The organism is Paenibacillus sp. 1011MAR3C5 (assembly GCF_003591485.1).
Lineage (GTDB): Bacteria > Bacillota > Bacilli > Paenibacillales > Paenibacillaceae > Pristimantibacillus.
Window position 1 is genome coordinate 167,671 of sequence record NZ_QZCF01000001.1, and the last position, 19,083, is coordinate 186,753.

The 19,083-nt window shown below is 49.4% G+C and carries 14 protein-coding genes, 1 tRNA gene and 2 pseudogenes; 4 read left to right on the top strand and 13 right to left on the bottom strand.

The window, feature by feature from the left end:
* Positions 1–278: 278 nt before the first annotated feature.
* Entirely contained in the window at positions 279–7,175 is a 6,897-nt protein-coding gene (locus tag D3P07_RS00830; RefSeq protein WP_119798208.1) for an S-layer homology domain-containing protein, read from the bottom strand.
* A 214-nt stretch (positions 7,176–7,389) separates the two neighbouring features.
* Here D3P07_RS00830 and D3P07_RS00835 point away from each other — a divergent pair, with 214 nt between their 5' ends.
* Complete coding sequence (locus tag D3P07_RS00835; protein ID WP_119798209.1) at positions 7,390–7,587, top strand: hypothetical protein; 198 nt, start codon at positions 7,390–7,392, stop codon at positions 7,585–7,587.
* Between the two features lie 491 nt (positions 7,588–8,078).
* On the opposite strand, the gene D3P07_RS00840 is transcribed toward D3P07_RS00835, so the two are convergent.
* The 4 genes from D3P07_RS00840 to D3P07_RS00850 all read right to left on the bottom strand — a co-directional run bounded on the left by D3P07_RS00840 (position 8,079) and on the right by D3P07_RS00850 (position 11,061).
* Positions 8,079–9,344 carry an IS110 family RNA-guided transposase gene (locus D3P07_RS00840; protein WP_119798210.1) on the bottom strand — a complete coding sequence of 422 codons (1,266 nt, stop codon included), beginning with the start codon at positions 9,342–9,344 and terminating at the stop codon, positions 8,079–8,081.
* Positions 9,345–9,616: 272 nt separating this feature from the next.
* Positions 9,617–10,111 carry a hypothetical protein gene (locus D3P07_RS00845; protein WP_119798211.1) on the bottom strand — a complete coding sequence of 165 codons (495 nt, stop codon included), beginning with the start codon at positions 10,109–10,111 and terminating at the stop codon, positions 9,617–9,619.
* 399 nt (positions 10,112–10,510) lie between these two features.
* A tRNA-Leu gene (locus D3P07_RS26785) sits at positions 10,511–10,607 on the bottom strand.
* Between the two features lie 178 nt (positions 10,608–10,785).
* Complete coding sequence (locus D3P07_RS00850; RefSeq protein ID WP_119798212.1) at positions 10,786–11,061, bottom strand: hypothetical protein; 276 nt, start codon at positions 11,059–11,061, stop codon at positions 10,786–10,788.
* Positions 11,062–11,319: 258 nt separating this feature from the next.
* On the opposite strand from D3P07_RS00850, the gene D3P07_RS00855 reads away from it, so the two are divergent.
* The gene (locus tag D3P07_RS00855) at positions 11,320–11,790 is read left to right on the top strand and encodes a hypothetical protein (protein ID WP_119798213.1); all 471 of its coding nucleotides are present in this window, start codon (positions 11,320–11,322) and stop codon (positions 11,788–11,790) included.
* 143 nt (positions 11,791–11,933) lie between these two features.
* Positions 11,934–12,176, top strand: a complete 243-nt coding sequence (locus tag D3P07_RS00860) for a KTSC domain-containing protein (RefSeq protein ID WP_259391347.1) — start codon at positions 11,934–11,936, stop codon at positions 12,174–12,176.
* On the opposite strand, the gene D3P07_RS00865 is transcribed toward D3P07_RS00860, so the two are convergent.
* From D3P07_RS00865 to D3P07_RS27835, 8 genes and pseudogenes are all read right to left on the bottom strand, one after another.
* Positions 12,138–12,281 (bottom strand): BC1881 family protein, encoded by a 144-nt coding sequence (locus D3P07_RS00865; protein WP_259391282.1) that lies wholly within the window; start codon positions 12,279–12,281, stop codon positions 12,138–12,140. The genes D3P07_RS00860 and D3P07_RS00865 overlap by 39 nt on opposite strands.
* 13 nt (positions 12,282–12,294) lie before the next feature.
* A complete protein-coding gene (locus D3P07_RS00870; RefSeq protein ID WP_259391283.1) occupies positions 12,295–13,008 on the bottom strand; it encodes an N-acetylmuramoyl-L-alanine amidase in 714 nt (237 codons plus the stop codon).
* A pseudogene (locus D3P07_RS27830) lies at positions 13,008–13,393 on the bottom strand (phage holin family protein). The gene D3P07_RS00870 and the pseudogene D3P07_RS27830 overlap by 1 nt, the downstream one beginning before the upstream one ends.
* A gap of 22 nt (positions 13,394–13,415) precedes the next feature.
* Positions 13,416–13,601, bottom strand: coding sequence for a hypothetical protein (locus D3P07_RS00880; protein ID WP_119798216.1), 186 nt, complete (start codon positions 13,599–13,601; stop codon positions 13,416–13,418).
* 210 nt (positions 13,602–13,811) lie between these two features.
* Positions 13,812–14,945, bottom strand: a pseudogene (locus tag D3P07_RS00885) (IS3 family transposase).
* A 74-nt stretch (positions 14,946–15,019) separates the two neighbouring features.
* Positions 15,020–15,265, bottom strand: coding sequence for a hypothetical protein (locus D3P07_RS00890; RefSeq protein WP_119798217.1), 246 nt, complete (start codon positions 15,263–15,265; stop codon positions 15,020–15,022).
* Positions 15,266–15,702: 437 nt separating this feature from the next.
* Positions 15,703–16,980, bottom strand: a complete 1,278-nt coding sequence (locus D3P07_RS00895) for a phage tail protein (protein WP_182914123.1) — start codon at positions 16,978–16,980, stop codon at positions 15,703–15,705.
* Positions 16,964–17,290: a hypothetical protein gene (locus D3P07_RS27835; protein WP_220482001.1), complete on the bottom strand. Its 327-nt coding sequence runs from the start codon at positions 17,288–17,290 to the stop codon at positions 16,964–16,966. The genes D3P07_RS00895 and D3P07_RS27835 overlap by 17 nt, the downstream gene beginning before the upstream one ends.
* A 543-nt stretch (positions 17,291–17,833) precedes the next feature.
* On the opposite strand from D3P07_RS27835, the gene D3P07_RS00900 reads away from it, so the two are divergent.
* Complete coding sequence (locus tag D3P07_RS00900) at positions 17,834–18,586, top strand: O-antigen ligase family protein (RefSeq protein WP_182914124.1); 753 nt, start codon at positions 17,834–17,836, stop codon at positions 18,584–18,586.
* The last annotated feature ends 497 nt before the right edge of the window (positions 18,587–19,083 follow it).

Here is a 19,083-nt window from a genome sequence, read left to right on the forward strand (position 1 = left end):
TAAAAGGCTAAAAAATTTAGTATCCTACATCTTTAGGAATGGCATCCGGCCATGTCCACATAGAAAGATATACATATTCTTCGATGTCATTTGAGCAGTTTCAATCATATAAATTTCTGGAAGGATAACTGTATTTACTCCATCGAGCGCGCGACAGTTGTATCATGTTTCAGCTCCCAGCCGAAATCCAAACACACCAAAACGGCGTCCGGACCTTTAATGGTTCGGACGCCGTTTCTTTTTGTCGCTTCACTCCGGCTTCGGCCGGCCGGAAGCGTCTATTCGTCCATCAGCTTCATCTCAAGCAGAACTCGCTTCAGCACAACAACCGCTTCGGCGCGGGTCGCCCGGTCATTTGGCGCAAAGACGACCTCCGTTTTGCCTTGCATAATGCCCCGCTTCACGACGTATTCGACCGCATTCCTGGCCCATACGCCGATCCGATCCCGGTCGCCGAACTTGTCGGCTGCCCCGTCCGCCGCGCCGCCGGCGCCCAGCGCATTCGCCGCCATCACCGCCATCTGCTCACGGGTGATCGTATCGTTCGGCCGGAAGCTTCCATCACCGAAGCCAGAGATTAAGCCGAGCTCCGCCGCAATCGACACTTCGCGATAGAACCAGTCCGACGCCTTCACATCACTGAAGTCCGCACTGCCGCCGATGCCGGCCCGGAGTCCCAGCGCGCGCACTAGCAGCGCCGCAAATTCAGCGCGGGTGATGGCATCCTGCGGTGCGAAGCGATCCTCGGACTTGCCGAATACGATCCGCTTCGAGGAGAGCTGCTCAATGCTGGCTCGCGCCCAATGCCCCTCCATGTCGGCGAACGTCTTGGCACCCTGAACCACAACATAGATGCTGTTGCCTGGGCTCATGATCGTCGCTGTCGTGCTTTCATCCTCCGAAGAGAACAGAGCCGGTACGTAGCGGAACTCCCTTGTGCCCGGATCATAGATCATGGCCGCAGATGTCGCCGGGTTCAACCTTCCGTCTACCGTAATCGTGCGTGTCATGTATGTCCGCCCGAAGCCGTTCAGCTCCTGCAGGCTGTCGCCACGCTTCAGATACAGACGGAACTGCACCGGCTCTCCCGCAAGCTCAAGCCCGGCCGCCCGCGCCTGTGACGCGATTTCATCGCGAAGCTGTGCTGTGACGCCTTCCATTTTCAAGATCAGCGTGCCATCCGCTTCTGTGCCGCCCTCCTTGACGTACGGAGCAATCAGCCTCATGAAGTCGACTGGCAGCACGTAGCTGGCTCTGCCCGACTTCGCAACGACCGATGCGTCCGGATTTTGCACCGCCGCTGCCCGAAGTGCCGCAATCGACAGCTCCGCGACGCCTTGCGAATCGACGGACAGCTCGATGACCGGCAGCTTGCCCGCTGCGCCTTCGCTCAGCCTTCTATCATTATCAGCCGAGCTTCCCGGCAGCTCGGTCGGTCCGCCCGTTCCGGAACCTTGCCCCGGTCCCTCCGGTCTATCCGACAGCCGATGGATCCGGAAGGCGTCTCCCGCTGCATTGTTGATTGTCCCGAACTTCGTATGGCGGATGATGACATTTTTGAAATTAATCGCGCCTTTAACCGTCGAGCCGACCTCTATGCCGGTCAGTCCGGCTCCATCGATGACCATATCCTCTACTGTCACCTTAGCGCGCTCGCTGCTTACGGATCCCAGCGTCTTGGCGCCGCCGATGGACAAGCCATGGTATGTGCTGTCGAGCGCCGTATTGTGGCGAATGATGACTTCGCTGTCAATATCGCGATCATAGGCGTATATCCAAATTGCACCTGTGCTGTAGCCCGCGCCGGGGTCGTTGCTGCCTGTGCGGATCAGCGTATTCCGCTCCACAACGAACGTGCCCTCGTACGGCGTAGGCGTGAACTTCGTCGATACGCTGATGCCTGAACCGTGGGTAACCGTGTCCAGCACAATATTGTCCTGAACCTTATGGTTTTTGCCGCCAAAAACAATGATGTTGTTGGCCAGCCACGGCAGCTGCACTGTATTGAAACGGTACGTGTTGTTTTCTGTGTAGTCGGTCGGCACGTTCTCCACGAAAGACCACATTGCCATACCATCGTCGCCGGGATACCGGATGTTCATATGCTCGGCCATGCTGTTTTTCGTGTTTACGGCGAAATTCATGCCGTCCGCCATGACGTTGCGAATACGCGAGCCAGCGATATAGAATTCATCCGTATACAGGTCGGTATTGAACGTGTAGCCGCCTTTGTTGATCGGACGTGTGAGCCACAGCCCGGTCTTCGTGTGCTCAATCCACACGTTCTGGACCGTCGAACCGGGACCAAACGCCCCTTCAAACCCGTTCGTCTGCGCAATGTCGTCGCGCACGCTGATTTTTCCATCGATGAACAGATCGAATACGCCGATATTGCTGCCGTTGCCAAAAAACTTCGCTCCGTTCAGAATCGTATGCCATTTGCCCGCTCCGCGGATCGTCACGTTGTCGAGTATCAGCAGTCCGTCGCCAACCTCAAACGTGCCTTCCGGCACCCAGACGCCTTTTCCCGCAGACTTCGCGGCTTCCATCGCGGCTTTGAACGCCTCCGTATCATCCAAGCCGTCATCCGCTACAGCGCCGAACTCAGCAATCGACAGGAAGCCCTCCGGCATCTCCAGCGCAGGTCCCGCCTGCTCCAGATCAACCAGGTCGATAATATAGTACTCTGCTGCGTCTGACTCCCGCACTTCCAGCCTGACGATGGATCCCGCCGGAATCTGTCCGATGATCGCCCGCGCGTCGTCATAGAAGCGATGCGCGCTTCCTTGCTTCGGATCGTTCGACCACGGATAGTTGCCGTATACCCAAGCATAAGCCGAGTTCAAATCCAGCTCAGCGCGCAACTGTCCGTCAACGTAAACGCCGATCGTTGCTTCAATGCCTCCGCCTGTCGGCGCATCCGGGATTGAGTAACGGACGACGATCGAATCGGCGTCCTTGGCCGCTTCGAACTCCACGTAATGCCCCGTCTCGCTCAGCCTGACTGCTTGCCGCCCGGATGCCTCCGACGCCACGTCCAGATAGACGCGGGACGGTCCCAGCAGCGAGCCGTTGGTCGCCATATGCTCCGCTTCATATGTCGTATACGGCAGAGTAGCGCCGCGATAGTCCAAATTGACGTTGTCTTGCACCACGACGGCATCAACCAGCGCTTGCCCCGTCCCGGTATCCGCTGCTGTCCGTTCCAGACTGACGGAGTTGTAGCCCTCACGCAGCGGCAGGGTAACGGACAATTCCCGCCATACGCCGCTTCCGGTTGGCGCAAGCTGCAATTGTCCTGCGTCCAAGCCGTTTACCTTCAAAGTCAGCGTTTGCGCAGTAACGGACGGATTGCTGTACCGGATCGCAGCTTTGTACTCACCGTCCTCCTGCCCGTTCACCGCCATTATTGTCCGCGCGCCCGTCTTGCTGAAGCCTGACGCGTAGCCGGCTGCTCCCGCAGCTCCCGACGTTACCGCAACGCCGCCGGAGACGAATGCTTTTTCCGCTTCGTAACGAACAGTACCTGCCACCGGATCAAGCGTCCAGCGGGAGGCATCATCGCCAGGAGTGCCATATTGCACCGTTTCGCCGTTTTGCCGCAGCTGCTGGCCGCTCAGCAATACGCTGACGATCTCTTCGTAGCCCAGAATCTCGCGAATATTCCATTGCGCACCAAGTCCGATAGGCGACGATCCGCCGACGCTTGTCGTTACTTCGGAGCCGACGGATGACACCATGAGCAAACGGCCGCTTGCCCGGTTCTTGAACAGCTTGTGGCCGTTATAGTCCTGTATCAGCCAATGGGCCTGCGGGTCGTCCACCGATGCCGCAGCCTTTGCCGGAATCGCCTTGCCGCCTCGCTCTAACAGCAGCTCGCCCGTTGCCTTGTTGATCAGACGCACATAGTTCGAATCGTCGAAGATCGCCGTTGCCGCATTAAGCTGAGGCTCCTCCGGCCATTCCGGCGTCACTGCCTCTGCCGGCGCCGTCTCGAACGTCCAATGCAGGCTTGGACTCGAAATCAGATGAAGGCCGCGCTCTGGATAACCCAGTGACGAAGCCGTATTCAAATATTCATCCGAATAGCCAGGCATCAAGCTCCGGAGCATAAAATCGTCTCCAATCGGAGCCCCTTCCACGATCCATTGCGAATTGCCGGCGATGACGCCGCTTGCCGTCGCTTCGGCATATTTGTAGTCCGGCGTCAGGGATAGGTACATACCGGTCGCGCGGTTTTTAATCCGCTGCGTGCCGTCGCCGCTCTCCAGCAGCCAATGCGAATAAGCATTGTCAGCCGCAGGTTCGCCATATACGACCACGTTTTTGTCCGATTGCAGCAAATATTGCCCGTTTGCGGCATTTTTGATCCGGATATAATTGGCCGGCAGCAGCAGTTGATCCGCCGGTACGCCTTCCATAACGAATTGAATGTCGTCATCACCGGGTTGCGGATTCTCGACCTGCTGTACATGGCCGAGCTCATCCTTGGTTGAGAGGAAGCGCCAAGGATTCCATACGTTATTGAACTGCACATATCCGGCTGTCGCCGCGTCTTCGATCATCCATTTGGGACTCGCCGATCCCCATTCCATCTCAAAATGCTCGACGCTGATCGCCGACGCCGGGTTGTCACGGTCCATAAATTCAATATTAATGTAATGGCCGGTTGCGCGGTTGCGGACATATTGCGCTCCGTCTCCGGCATCCTCCATGAACCAGTGCGTACGGGAATCGGAGGCGTCCAGATCGCCGTAGCGAAGCTCCTTATCCTGCTCATACCAGTAACCGCTTGCGCTTTTGCTTTTGATTCGCACATACGGGGACATGTTCGGCGCGTTTTCGAACGCAAACCATTTGCTGTCCTCCGCTTCCGGGGACGTCAATTGCGCGGAGCGAATACGCTGCAGATGGCCAAGACCATCCTGGTTCGTCAAATAATGATCGTTTGTCCAGCCGTTCTTGAACGCTTGGAGCTCTCCGTTTTCCTCCACGATCCATTTGTGGCTGCTCCACGCCGCATCCACCTCGATGACGCGAACAGCCATGTCCGCATTCTCAATCTCGGATTCGTCCGAACCCGACGGCTGCATCGACACGTAATGTCCCGTAGCCCGGTTGCGGATGACCTTGCGCCCGCCGTCCGATTCCTCCACCAGCCAATGCGACAGAAAATCGGTGTCGGCCGGATCGCCGTATTTTACTACGCCATGGTCCTCATACCAATAGTCGCCCGTCGTATTGTTTTTAATGCGCACATAAGACACGGCATCATCCGCAACGGCCACAAACTGCCATTTTGGGCTGCCCCAGTTCGGATTGATGGCGCTGTATTCCGCGTATTTGGTCAAGTTTTGCAAATTGATATACGCCTGTTCGCCGGAATCGTTGTTCAGGTCCTGCGCGCTCCAGATGTTTTTGCCGCCGCCGTTATCCTTAATGCGCCACAGCACGCCAAGCAGCTGCTCGTCGGTCAACGTCTCGATATCCAGTGCCGACAACGGCAAATGGCCGGTCGTCTGATTCAGCACGTTCAAATAATGGCCGGTCTCGCGGTTCTGGATCAGACTGCGGCCGTTGTAGCGCGTCACAATCCATTCGGCGCGTTGGTCGCCAGGTCTTGCGTTGCCGTATTTCAACACTCCATTGCCATCTTCGTACAAATACATGTTTTGCCATACATTGCGGATTTGCACGATCTGCGGGTCTCCACCCGCGCTTGCGGCCGGGTCCTCTACGTACCACTGAGCATCGCTGCCCGCGGGATCGACCTCTCCCGATTGGGCGAAGCCCATTGCGTCTCCGACATGGATGTAATGGCCGGACCGGATCACGCTTTCCAGGCTTACAAAATTATCATATAGAGGCGATTCGTTCAGCCGCCATTGTCCCGCTCCGCCTTCATCCGCCAGCACCTCCAGCGGATCTTCGGCAGCTCCGATATTTTCGGGCGAAATATAGAGCCCGGACTGCAAATTGCGAACTCTTTTGCTTCCGTTGTAATCCTCTATGATCCATTGGTAAGCGGCGCTGTCCGCCTCCAGCGTCCCGTATCTCACCAGTCCCTGATCCTCAAACAAATAAATCTTACTGTTCTCGTCGCCGATGTCCCGATAGTTGACGAGCCTGACCGGCTGGACGGCGGGAGCGACTTCGATTCGCCACTGTGCATTGTCATTGCCGGCATTCGACCAGTTGTTAGATCGGACAAATATGTCATCGAACTGCGTGTTCAGCACGTATGTCCCTTGCGGAATCTCCTCCGGCGAGTCTTCCCCCGTTTCGGCCGCATATACGTTCGTGAAGGTGACGTAACCCGTGTTCGAGACGGGCGACATCACCCATTGGTTTTTGGAGCTTGCATCCCAGGTCTTTCCTGCGATCGCCGCCCAGTGCGTACCTTGTGTGATCACATGATTCGTAAGCGCGTTGCGGAGCTCGACCGTCGCACCCCCGTCTCCGTTATCCGCTACCTCATGCACGTACCAGTGGGATGCCGCATCGTGGTAAGCGATATCGCCGTATGCGATTTTCCCCTTGTCCTCTCCCTCTTCCGTCACTTCGTAGAGATAAGCTTGCTGGGATTTGTTGTAAATCCGCACAGCCTGCTCCGTCGGCGCCGTCTCAAACGACCATTGCGGGCTTTCCCATTCCGCGCCGATATCGCCGCTTACCTGGGCGTAACCAAGCTGATCCTCCTCGTGGATAAAATATGTGCCGCCCGTAAACTTTTCGCTGCGGATCGTGAATTGACCCGCGCGGTTGACCGCCGGCTCCACGATCCAAGCCGTCTCGCCCCCATCTGCGGTTGACGCCGTTGTCAGCGCGCTAGTGCGTCCGGCAATGTCCGCGACAGATATGTATTGTCCTGACGCACGGTTGCGAATAGACTTGGAACCGCTTCCATTTATCCCCTCCTCAATCGCCCAATGCGAGTTGGCATCGGTAGCCGACGTGAAGCCGTAACGGACGATACCGCTTTCATCCTCGTACAAATAATGGCCTGTCCACTTGTTTTTGATGCGCACGAACTCGCCTGCCGGCTCCGGGCCCTGTGCTGCCCAGACTGTGTCATCTCCGCCGAACGGCACCATTGGCCCGGCAGCCAACGTAGACAGCAGCATGACAATCGCCAGCAATAGCGATATCGGTTTTCTCTTGTGTAGCATCAACATTTTCCAAGACCTCCTATTTTGTGAGCTAACCTCATTATAGGATAAGATCCCGGCTGCTATGATTGGCGTTATTAAGGGGAATATGTGCGTTTTTACGGAAATGGGGCTCAATGGCGAAAAAAGGATATCTTATTCTCATTTGACGGGTGAGCTGGTACAATGAATATAACTTTCATCTCTTCCAACCCATTTCTACCAATAAAGGGGCCGTGTTATGAAGCAAATAAATCGTCAAATCGTGTCGGATCATGATTTCGAGAGAATGCGCGTCTTCTCCCAACTTATCGCCGTGTACCGTGACAACGAGCTGCTGGACGGCAATATTCGGATCGTCACCCATAGCGAGCACTCCGTAACCTGCGACAACGATATCACTTATATCAAGACGAACCACCAGTTTTACCGTTTGTAGGCGGTAATTGTCTGCCTTGCACGCACTAAGACATAAGTTTTTGACTCTTCAACTTAGAAATTGATACAACGATAGCAGAGGACGTGAAAAAAAAGTCCTAGACTATCGCAGTTTCATTAAGCTCCCTCGAAATGATTCAGTTTCCTCACTCAGACTCATGAATTCCAGGATTTCATCCTGTAGTTATAATGAAGAAGAGGATGTGGGAGGAGTCGGGGGCGAACAGACGTAAAAATGGGCATGCGGGAATAAAGGTGAATGCTGTACCACCCATATTGTTCCATTATGCGCACGTCTCCACGTCGCCCTAGCGATTCTCGCTCCCATGTCTCAACGGGTCATAGCCCTTTCATTCCTTCGTCACATCTAACTACGGGGTGGAGGTCGGTCTTTCTAACGGAACGGGTCCGAGCCCTTTTGCGTAACGTCTCCCGATACTCCGTACTTCTTGTAATCCTGCGAATGCTTGAGCTGGTGAGGGTCGACTGCGCTTAGGCAGCCTGCGGGAAAACTCTGGTTGAATCGTAAGCTTCGCTACTCTTAGCCAGACCGACTAACAGACGAGCTACCTTACTGCATAATTTCATGATGGATTTCATCTTCTTTAGCTTCTTTTCCTCCACATTGTAACGATGTAAAGCCCGAATTTCGGGGTTCGTCATAACCATACACATGGTCATTAGATACAGAAAATGACGCAGACGTGGACGCCCACGTTTGCTGAGTACCATCTTCCCTCGCCATTTCCCAGAACTAGCCTCCGCTAGATTTAGTCCAGCATGCCGAAGCAGTGCATTTCCATGCGAAAAGCCGCTTAGATCACCGCTCTCACCAAGAACACCAGCAAGACACGTAGCACTGACGCCTCGTATTTCAAGCAGCTTCTTTGCGTAAGGGATGCGTTTAAGAATGCTGTTCAGCTCATACTCAATCTGTTCAAGCTGACTCTGGGCCAGGTCATATTCTTCTAGCAAATGGCCAAGATGAAGCTTGTATGCGTGGAGGGCCTGAGTGGTGCCAACACTAGATTTTGCAAGTGTAATGAGCAGTTCAGCACGTTTAACGCCAGCATGACGCTTCACGTATTGCTTCCAACCTGTTAAAATCTGTTCAGTACTTAACTGACGGATGTCGCTTGGCAAAGGAAAGAGTCTGAGTGTTGCAATTGCACTGGTGCAGGTAAGGATTTTGAAGACCTGACACAGTTCAGGGAAAACAATGTCTACCCAACGATGAATCTGGTTAACTGCACTGTTCAAGCGCTTAGTAACCGTCTCGCGGTTTGCCATGAGAATACGTAGCTCCTCGTAGGCTTCAGGATGAAAACGAACGGGGGAGTAGTACCCGTTTTTGATCATATCTGCGATGACCAGCGCGTCCTTGCGATCACTTTTTGAAGGCGTATTGTCCCGGTTTTCCTTGTTCTTTTTGACGAGATGAGGATTAACTAGAACAGACTCAATTCCCTGCTCGATGAGCCAGCGTGCTAGACTGAACCAGTAGTGGCCGGTCGGCTCCATGCCAACGATGATGCTGCTCAGACTGTGGGTCTTGAGCAGATCCTGTACCCAACGCTCGAACAACTTGAATCCTTCGCGATGGTTGCCGAACTCGAGGGGAGCGCCTAAAGCAATCCCACGGAAGCTGACAGCCCGGGCAACATGGGTTTCCTGAGCGATGTCGACGCCAATGACTAGATGTTGAACGGTAATGTTTTCAATGAGTTGATTTTGCTTGTCCTGTGCCTTAAACTTCATAGTAGAGCGACCTCCTGATGGGCTTTTTGAGGCATTGACCTCGTGCGTAACCCCATCTTACTGGAGGCGCTCGTTTTTGTTCAAACGCCAAATTTTTCGTTTTACAGGAATTCTAACGAGTTATACTCGGATCGTAGAACCCGAGAATTTCTTTATCGATTAAAGCTTAGTTTTACGGTGTCAGCTTACATGTTGGCGAAAGCATCGGCATTTTACTCATGCAAACATAGAGAGCAGGCATCATTAAGGTGCCTGCTCTCTCCTATGACCTCTTATGAGTCTTGATTGGCTAGCCGATAATACTCCCGGTAAAGCTGCAGCAGCTCCGATTCTTTCTCCGCGATCAGCTCGGAGATTTCTTCCAAACGAGGTCCGGCAGGCTCGCCGTTTCCGTCAGTCGATGACGTATCGTCATCTGCATTCGTCGATGGCGGCTGCTCCTCGGGCATCCCCTGTTCGGTCGTCTGGTCCCAATTGAGCATAAAACCGAACGTTCCGGCAACCCAGTCATCCGCTTCTTCCCTGCCGGATTCCCGATAGATGCTTGCGTATTTTTCCAATGCTGCGTTTACGGTCAACCGACGCTCCCAGCCCAGAATCCCTACCGCATCCTTGGCCCGAGAGACGGCCAGCATCAGCTGAAAGTCGTTCAGCTTGCCACGCACGGCTTCAATATGATCAATTTCACTCATCAATATCGGGTACACATTAGCGAATTCTATCGATTCCTGCACCATATCATCTTCCGAAATGATAAGGCGTTCCATTCCCGCTCAATCCCTTCCTGTTGGTTTCGGTTGCGTTCCTTCTATAGTATTCGAAGCTTAGTTGTAAATTCAGGCGGACCAATGTTGTAATTTTTCTTTGTTTACCTGCCACAAAGCATAAGCAAGCATCGTCTCTGTGGCGAATAGCAATTCCATATGTGCATACTGATGCGCTTCGGATGTGGGTGGCAAGCTCAAAGCCAAGTTCCTGCTTGGCAGTACGAAGGAACATTTTAATGGGTCAGCGTATAGACTTCGAGTGCTTGTTCCGGTTTAAGAATGATTACAAGCTGTCCCCACTCCGTCCCTAAAGCAAAAAGACACTCATTCCTCATGGGTGCCCGAAAAAAATGAAAATAAAAAATCCCTTTCATATCAAGGGATTTCGCATTTCTTATGTGGTGCCGAGGACGGGAACCGAACCCGTACGGTGGTCACCCACCGCAGGATTTTAAGTCAAACGGCGGTCGGCTTAAAAGATTTGATGCCGTACGGCGTTTCCTGTACGTTGCCCCTCGTATTTAACAGTATTACTCACAGTATAGCCTCCGCTGGCCTCATCGTTGGCTAAAAATCCTGACGCGGCTCTAATCGTGTTCTCGAAAAAAACGCGCCTTATATCCACTACGGTAATTCTATCATTACGCTGCTTATCTCGCAATACCAACGCAACTTCAACCCGTCCGACTCCGGTCCGCCCACGTATACGGCCGACGGGCTTCGACACCTCTACGTTCCTCTGGCGCAATAACTTTAACGATCCCGGCCCGCTCATCCCACGTTATGTACCGATCATCCGCCAACTCCCGTATTGCTGCCGATATCTGTCCCGACGTCCGGCCGGACAATCGCGCCAACCGATTATCGTTGACCCTTGCGGCCGCCGATTGGTATAAGTTGAAAAATATACGGTGCAATTTACGAGCTGTATCGTCTAACATTTTGCTCATTCTTCGCCACCTCCGAAATTCAGCGTATATCACATCAGAATTATAGAGCTTCATTTTAATGGGATCATATGTTCTAGTCAATAAACAAGGATAATGCACTTCTTTCTTTAGTTCTACTTAGTTTGGAATATCTGAATACTACTATTTACCTACTTTTTTGATCTATTTTAGGAAATATATAGCAATGATGTGTGTTATAGGGTAATATATCCATCAGAAGACAAGTAACTTTGAGGGTGTAATATAGGGGGATAACAATTGACAAATATTATTTCTATAGCGCTTTCTTTAATACTTCCACTTGTGCTTCTAATATATGGAGACAAAATTAAAGAGTATTATTCAAACAAAAGCATAAAAAACACTGAAAAAAGAATCTACCAACTAAGGAAGAACCTTAATAGGTACAGTAGTTTTAGAAACAATCCCTCAACCTTAATAACCTGGGGATTAAACATAATCTTTACTATTCTAATCTGGATTTTTGTTCTCTATACTTTTAGGTACTACGCCTCAATCCTCACTGAGATTAGTACTGAGGCATTTAAAGAAATAAATTACACTTTAGATATACTTTCTTTCATTGTTTTTTACGTGATATTTTTAAACCTTGTTTACCAATCAAAAACAATAAAAAACTTAAGAGACTATGAACGATATATTCTTACACTAAATAAAAAAATTGAACAAGCAGAACTTGCTATTCAGAAGAAGAAAAACGCTAAATAGATTGAAAAGAGCTCGCTAACCGTAATTGGTTATCGAGCTCTAGTTTAAGGCTGGGCTTTCAGTCGTTAAGATTGATCGGAGGAAATCAACGAAATGTGTCGAATGTAATACGTATCCAAATATAGGAGGCGTTACTTATGCAAATGATATCGGTATTGTCTTCGAATATTTCTGCAATTGGTTACGACGCAGCCGCCCATCATCTATATGTCCGGTTCCATTCGGGTACGACATACCGATATAGCGGGGTTCCTTCGTCTATTCATTCCGGGTTGATGAACGCCACGTCAAAAGATAGCTACTTAACTCACTGTATTAAAGACCGGTTCCCCTGCAGTACCAGTTCGCTAATCAACGTTAATCACTACGATGGCTGGACCGTTTAAGTTAATGCTTACATTTTCGTACGGTTCGACCATCGCTGTTTGTACGCCCTCGCGTTTCGCTAATTCTTTCGTCAGTTCCTTCGTACTATACTCCGCTAGTGTCACACGTTCACCTCCGTCATTTATTAATGCATACGGTCCTCGTCGCCGCATCCCACGTCACCTTATCATCTACGCCGCACATCTCGCCAACGGCCGCCGCGATTTCTCGTGCGGGAACGTACGTCGTGCTATTCGTAATGTGGTCGTCGGACAATTTCGTTCCATTAACGATTACGTTTACGAACGATAACGTTGCTGTATTCGTAGATGGCTGCGTTGGCTTAACCGGCTCTGTCGGCTTCAGCGGCGTAAGCTTTCCGGAAACCATCGTCTTAAACTCGGTCCATCCCGTCCACTTACCGTCCTTGTTCATGAGGCGCGGACAATTCTTACGGCTCCAATCGTAATGACGACGCAGCCAATCAACGCCCCAGCCGCGTTCACGTAACATGTTTGCTACTAGTTCCGCTGCCCGATTGAGTGTCTTCGCGTAATCGCCGGATTCGCAAATCTCGATTCCGATAGATGTACGATTACCGCTAACGGCTTTACTACCGTCCCCCGCGTGCCAACCGACCTCGTTAAGCGGTAGACATTCGATTGTCTCACGTTCATCGATTGCGATATGACACGATGCCGTCACCTTATTCGTTGGGTTCGTCAGCCAATTACGTTCATTGCGTGCGGTAGATTTCCGGTATTGTGGATCGTAATATATGTCGGAACCATTGCGTCCTGGACGCCGATTACACGGAGTAGACTTCGGAATATGATCGATTATATACGTCATTACTTTCCGCTTCCCATTGTTTTCAAAACGTCGATTACATCGCGCAGCTTGTCCGGCTGCGGCATCCCGGACCTGCCGAGATTCTCCGATATGCTAACCAACTCATTTGCGATGTAGAAGTAGACGGCGGCCGTCATTACAATCGCGTCGAGTCCGAGTAGGATATCGATCCGGTGCGCTAGGAAGATAACGAGCAGCGCCAGCCTTTTTTGCCCGCGCCAATACTCGCAACTGAGGACGATAAGCCGCGACCCTCCGCTCTACTTGCGTAAATACCGGTTATGATATCGATAGCGAATGCGACAAGTAGAAACGATATTGCTTCCGTCCAATGTACGAACGCATACGCTACAACCGCTCTGGCTGCGCTGGCTGCGACCCTGATACTCCGTTAATAGTTACGAGATTCATTCCGAATCAACCTCCGTTGTATAATGTTTTATTGCTGCCGTAATTTCCGTCTGCAACTCCGTTAATATCTGCGTCTCCTTGCCGGGATGGATATGTAGGAATTCGAAAATAACGTTATTGATTTCCGGGATCGGTTCGGATGCGTTAACGAGAAATTCGAGCTTATGCGTGACTTTCTTCATGTTTACGCGATACCTCCGTATAATTAAATTTGAACGCAAAAAAGCCCCGGCCATTTACGGCTAGGGCTTACGTTGTTTATTCGAGTTACTTTTTCAGCTTCGCTATTTGTGCGTCAATTTCGGAAAGTCTCCGACGGCGAGTCTACTTTGAACCCGGCTTTGTCGGGACTGACCCCCGTTTGTGAGACAGGGATCAAAACACCTTTCCATTTAAGCGACCAGTCGTCTGTATTCAACAGGCGACTGGTTATTTAGTTTCGTTTGAACCCGAATTGAGTTATAGTAAGTGATGTAGTCTCGAACGGTCTGTTCAACGATTGCCGTCGTTGTATGGGTTAAGCCTTCGAGGTAGAACGTTTCAGACTTTAGTGTGGAATGAAACGATGAGGGTGGGGGCATTATCAGCGGGCGTACCCTTGCGGGACATGCTCATGGTAATGCCTTTTCCTTTGACAGCTTCCTGGTACGCTTGTGACGTGTAGACACTGCCCTGATCGCTGCGGAGCACCGTTCCTGACAGAGCAGGCAGTTGATCAAGTGTGTCGAGTACAAAAGCCGTGTCCTGCTTGTCCGACATTCTCCACGCTACAATCTCTCCGTTGAACAAATCGAGAATACTTGAAAGGTACAACATTTTCCCGCCAAACGGCAAGTATGTAATATCCGTTACAAGCTTTTCCATCGGCGCATCCGCTTGAAATTGACGCTTTAAGAGATGCTCCGCTACATACGCTGGCTGACCTGTTGTCTTCCGCTTCTTGACTCTGACTCGGCATTGCAGCTGCTCCTGCTGCATGATTCGTTGTATGCGTTTATGGTTAACCGTATATTCCTCCCTACGCAGCAACGCTGTAATTTTCCGGTATCCATAGCGGAACTTGTGCTGCATACAGAGCTCCCGAACTTGTTCGACCAACCCATCCAATGGATGCTCCTCTGCCGCTCTCCAACGATAGTACGTGGCACCAGAAACGCCGAGCCAAGCACAAACTTGAGTAACACTCACAATCCCTCGAAGCGTTTCGACGATCTTTACCGATACCTCCACTCTAACTCTTTGTACTTTTTTAGCACGTCTAATTGTTGTTTCAAGAAACGATTCTCCGCCTTTACCTGCTCTAACTCGGTGCGGTACTCTGGCCCTTTTCCATAGCTATATTGTTTGCCTACAGGTTGCTTTAGCCGATTCAACTCGCCATTGCGATACCATCTCATCCATGTTTTTACTTGTGTCTTATTCTTGATGTTAAGGCGTTCCATGACCTCCTTTACAGGTACACCCTCCAATCTCATTTCAATGGCTTTCATCTTCGTTTCCACGGGATAGCTAACTCTAGTTGCCAACGCAAAAACACCTCCAAGGTTATCCCCATATCTTACGACATGGGTCTGTTTTCTTGAAGGTGTTTTGATTTGTCTCACGTTATGGGGTCAGTCCCGTCTGCTTTAGACTTATCTAGGGTTTCTTGATACGAATCAACAAGCGACTCATCTACTTTGCTGAGTGCGTCTGTATAAAATGAAATTACATGATCTGCATCGTTGATGTAATTGGATAATGTCGTTGCTTCATTTTCTAGCCGCTTTTTTTCTTTCGCTAGACCTTCAGCATCGAGGTTTTCAATAGCTTTATCTGTTTCTACGGACTCAGTTACCGTTGTCAATAAAACCTCTCCTTTTATTGTACCCAACGTCTAACCCAGAGGCTTCCGTACCCTGACAGACGCCTACGATACCCCGTCAATAATCAACGCCTGTCCTATAACACTTCCGTCTAAAGTAACGGAAACTTCTGATTTGATCGTTCGACCTACGAGACTCTTAGAGTCCGCGTAAATAACCGCTGCGCTACTTACGATCAGTAGTACTAAACATAGAGTCACTACAATTTTCATAGTATTATCCTCCCTTATGCTTTAATCACTTTTACGATGACTACAACATAAAGTTACAGAATGTTACGGATTTTCCAATGCGCTAAGTCTACTATATATTACTAATAGAATACTACTAAACGACATAGAACCGAAAAACATGTTACTTGTTCCGGTTAAATACAGGTTATACGAGGAAGGTACTTGAATATTTGATGCCATTGTTATTAGACCCCCGTTAATAAAAACACTCCTACCTTAATCCGGATTATCCCGTCATTCGCCGCTATATCGTAATTCAGACCGGACACTAGCGAAAAGGTATCCACCGCCTTGCATACCGGAATACATCGCCGTCCCACCGCTAATATGTTTGAGTATCGGGGACGCATACGATGTTGAATCGCCTCGATCTCGATATAGCTCGTCTCCGACTTCGCGGCCTTAAACACGTAATAGTCCGACGACAGCTCTACGAACGGAAACCCGTCGGGATTTGTCCGGAAGTTGGACGCGATAATATTACCGCTAAATTGCGCGTCCCCCGTATCCGCATCGAGCCATAACGTTTTTTTGCCCGCTTTATTATACGCGGCGAATCCGTAATTACCCGGCTCAACCTGACCTAGCCGGACGCGCACGCGGTTGAGTTCGTCCGATACCGCCATGCCAAGGCCGTCCACTAACGTAATGGAATCGTCGTATTTAATGCACTCGAGTACGGCGTTTTCGGACGTATAAACCATTGCCTTCCGCGAACCGACCGTTGCCTGAAAGATGTAATCGGACGTTTTCATTTCGCGGAAATTTGCCAGCACAACGCAGCCCCGTTTCGGCTCGAATGGGTACCGCTCATACTCCGTAATTCTCGCGTCAAAACGAAAGCCCATCGACTCGTCAATAACGATAATCGTATCGCCGACTTCACGGATCGCCTCCGACTGAAACTCCGCGTCAACCTTTTCGAGTTCAACGAAATCGATTTCGTATGATACTTTCGGCAGCTCAACGGTAGTTATGTACCGTTGCATTTCCGCCAACAACCGCGCCTGATCCTCGATCTCCGGGAAGTCGACGGAACCTTCGAAGATGTGCGCTGGATCGGCAAATTGACTATCGATGTACTTAACAGAGTAGCCTGGTAACCCTTCGATTGTCAGTCCGTTCTTACCGTAGCCGTACAGCCGAGTTATCCGTTCCATATCGTGGCTCTTACGGACGATTCCTGCGAGGTTTTTACGATAGCGGGTGACGACGCCGTTATTCGCACCTTTACGAGTAGTGAGCGTTATGAACGTGTTGTCATAATCGAGATCGCCGTTATATAACGTGCGGACTTCGTTCAGCAATTCATGCCTCCGCTTTTCGCCAAACTCAAATACGTCTTGTGGCGTAAAAGAACCCTCCACCGCGAAAATGAAGGGCGGATTATTCCCTATAAGTCCGAGCTGATACGTTGGCGGCTGATTGGCGCTGTAGTCTACGTAATCATCGGTTAAGCTCAAATGCGACGTGATGCGCCTCTACGCGTTTATATATCCGCAGACCTCGCCGCTCTTCGTCGACACGTTTTATTACGAACGCTTGACCGCGCTCGACGTCCGAGGGGAATCGTACTTCATTACGTTCGACTAGCGCGTTATATCGCTCGGTATCGTCCGGCAACCGAGGGGACGTGAAGGTGACGTAGTACGAACCGTTAAGCTGCTCGCGTACACATACGTCCGTAGCATACTGTAGGATATGACGGGCGGATACGCCTACTATCGTGTGTAATTCGAGGCGGCTTCGAAATTTAGACGTGATATTAAACACCTTCCTTCAAAAAAAGCCCTACACGATTTTTGATTACGATATTGTAGCCATGCGTAGATAATTTTCACACCTTTTTCATTATTTTATTCTGTGTTTATCATCCTAACTTGTGGTAAAATTCAAGTTATACTCTAGGGAAGGTGCTATTAAATGCAAATTAACTCAACCAAAAGTGTTTCACTCATCTTCTTCCTTTTTTTATTGCTATTTTCCTTAGCAAGGCTTCAAATCGGGAGTTCTTATCTTACCTTAGTGGGAGGAGCATTGTTTACTTTCCTCTACTTAATTTCACTACCCTTATTAACAAGTGGAAAAGGAATAAATAAAAGCTCATTTTGGATTTTGTGCACATACCTGATATTTCAAACAACATATATCTTGAGATATAGCGAGTACACAAAAGATGAAACTTTAGGGAATATTGTTTTTTCAGTTTTTTACGGGATATTAATGTTTATTGTATCGAATTTAAAGTGGAACGAATTACATATTAAAACACTATCCTATATCCCGATCATTATTTACCCGATTGTGATGATCTACATGCAGTGGAATCAAGATGTTGTAAACCCTAATCAATTAGCAATATTAGTTTTTATACTCTCATATTTCTCGTTGATATATTCTGTAGGGTTTAAAACAAAATCAAAGTATAAACTGTTCTCGTTGATAACTTTAGCTGTGTTGTTTTTTACTGGATCAAGAACGGCATTATTGTGTGCTGCATTTGTTATTTTGACGGTCATCATTTGGAAACGTATAACAAGGAGTAAATTTCTATTTAACTTTTATTTTGTTTCCATAGCGATTTTTGGTTTTATAGTCACCGTTGTATATCCAAATCTATATAAGATACTTCCAAATTTTGATGTGTATAACTACTACATGATTAAATACACAGGTAAATCCATCAATTCTGGACGCGATCAAATTTGGGGGGTAATCGGTGACATTGTAATGAATAAACCCTTTTTCGGTCATGGAGCAGGAGCAATACCTGTTGACTTTACTAATTGGGAATTGTCTTCACATAATCAATTTTTACAGATAGCTTTACAAGTTGGATTAGTTGGTCTAGCGATATTAATTTTAGTTTTATTTTTGATATGGAATCAATTCTGGAAAAACAGAAATGATAAGAGAGTAATGTTGACAGCTAGCTATTTCATCGGAATCATTGTTTATCAACTTTTTGAAGTTACATTGACACATAATGCGACAGCTAGTGTTATCCAATGGATGATTTTAGGATTAGGTTTATCATTTGCATGGTCGAAAAGCCCTTCGGAAAACTGAGAATGGTGCCGAGGTCCTCTATCAGATCAACATAAAGGTTAAAAAACGAGCCTCTAGAACTGATTCTAAGGCTCGTTTCTCGCATCTAAATTACATAGCTAATTCCTAATTTACTACTTCTACCCTGGCATTATATTAGTCCATGCTCCCCCTGTATCGTTATTATTCCCCGTCCGCATCCATAGCCCCTCTGAATTATCTTGCTTCTTGTAACCGTATTGATCTCCTAACGCATAAACAGTAACTATACCCGGTGCATTGTTCGGCATTCCTGTTGCTCCGCTAGAGTTTACGGCAAATGAAGTTATTCGAATTGCGAAGAAACCCGAAGGCGGGGTCGATGCGTATGGGTATACTCTTGTTTGGCGTGATAATAATCGGATGCTATCCGATAAGTAACTAACCATCCCCCCAATCCTTCCGGAAACCCATTAGCCGCAGCAAATGTATTGTTTATAGGTGTAATGATAATTTTGTTCGCCATAAAAGACGTTACA

What these genes read in the sequence shown, in the direction of transcription:
- D3P07_RS00830 (WP_119798208.1), bottom strand. Translation starts at nt 7,175, where the DNA reads ATGTTGATGCTACACAAGAGAAAACCGATATCGCTATTGCTGGCGATT.
- D3P07_RS00835 (WP_119798209.1), top strand. Translation starts at nt 7,390, where the DNA reads ATGAAGCAAATAAATCGTCAAATCGTGTCGGATCATGATTTCGAGAGA.
- D3P07_RS00840 (WP_119798210.1), bottom strand. Translation starts at nt 9,344, where the DNA reads ATGAAGTTTAAGGCACAGGACAAGCAAAATCAACTCATTGAAAACATT.
- D3P07_RS00845 (WP_119798211.1), bottom strand. Translation starts at nt 10,111, where the DNA reads ATGGAACGCCTTATCATTTCGGAAGATGATATGGTGCAGGAATCGATA.
- D3P07_RS00850 (WP_119798212.1), bottom strand. Translation starts at nt 11,061, where the DNA reads ATGAGCAAAATGTTAGACGATACAGCTCGTAAATTGCACCGTATATTT.
- D3P07_RS00860 (WP_259391347.1), top strand. Translation starts at nt 11,934, where the DNA reads ATGATATCGGTATTGTCTTCGAATATTTCTGCAATTGGTTACGACGCA.
- D3P07_RS00870 (WP_259391283.1), bottom strand. Translation starts at nt 13,008, where the DNA reads ATGACGTATATAATCGATCATATTCCGAAGTCTACTCCGTGTAATCGG.
- D3P07_RS00880 (WP_119798216.1), bottom strand. Translation starts at nt 13,601, where the DNA reads ATGAAGAAAGTCACGCATAAGCTCGAATTTCTCGTTAACGCATCCGAA.
- D3P07_RS00900 (WP_182914124.1), top strand. Translation starts at nt 17,834, where the DNA reads ATGCAGTGGAATCAAGATGTTGTAAACCCTAATCAATTAGCAATATTA.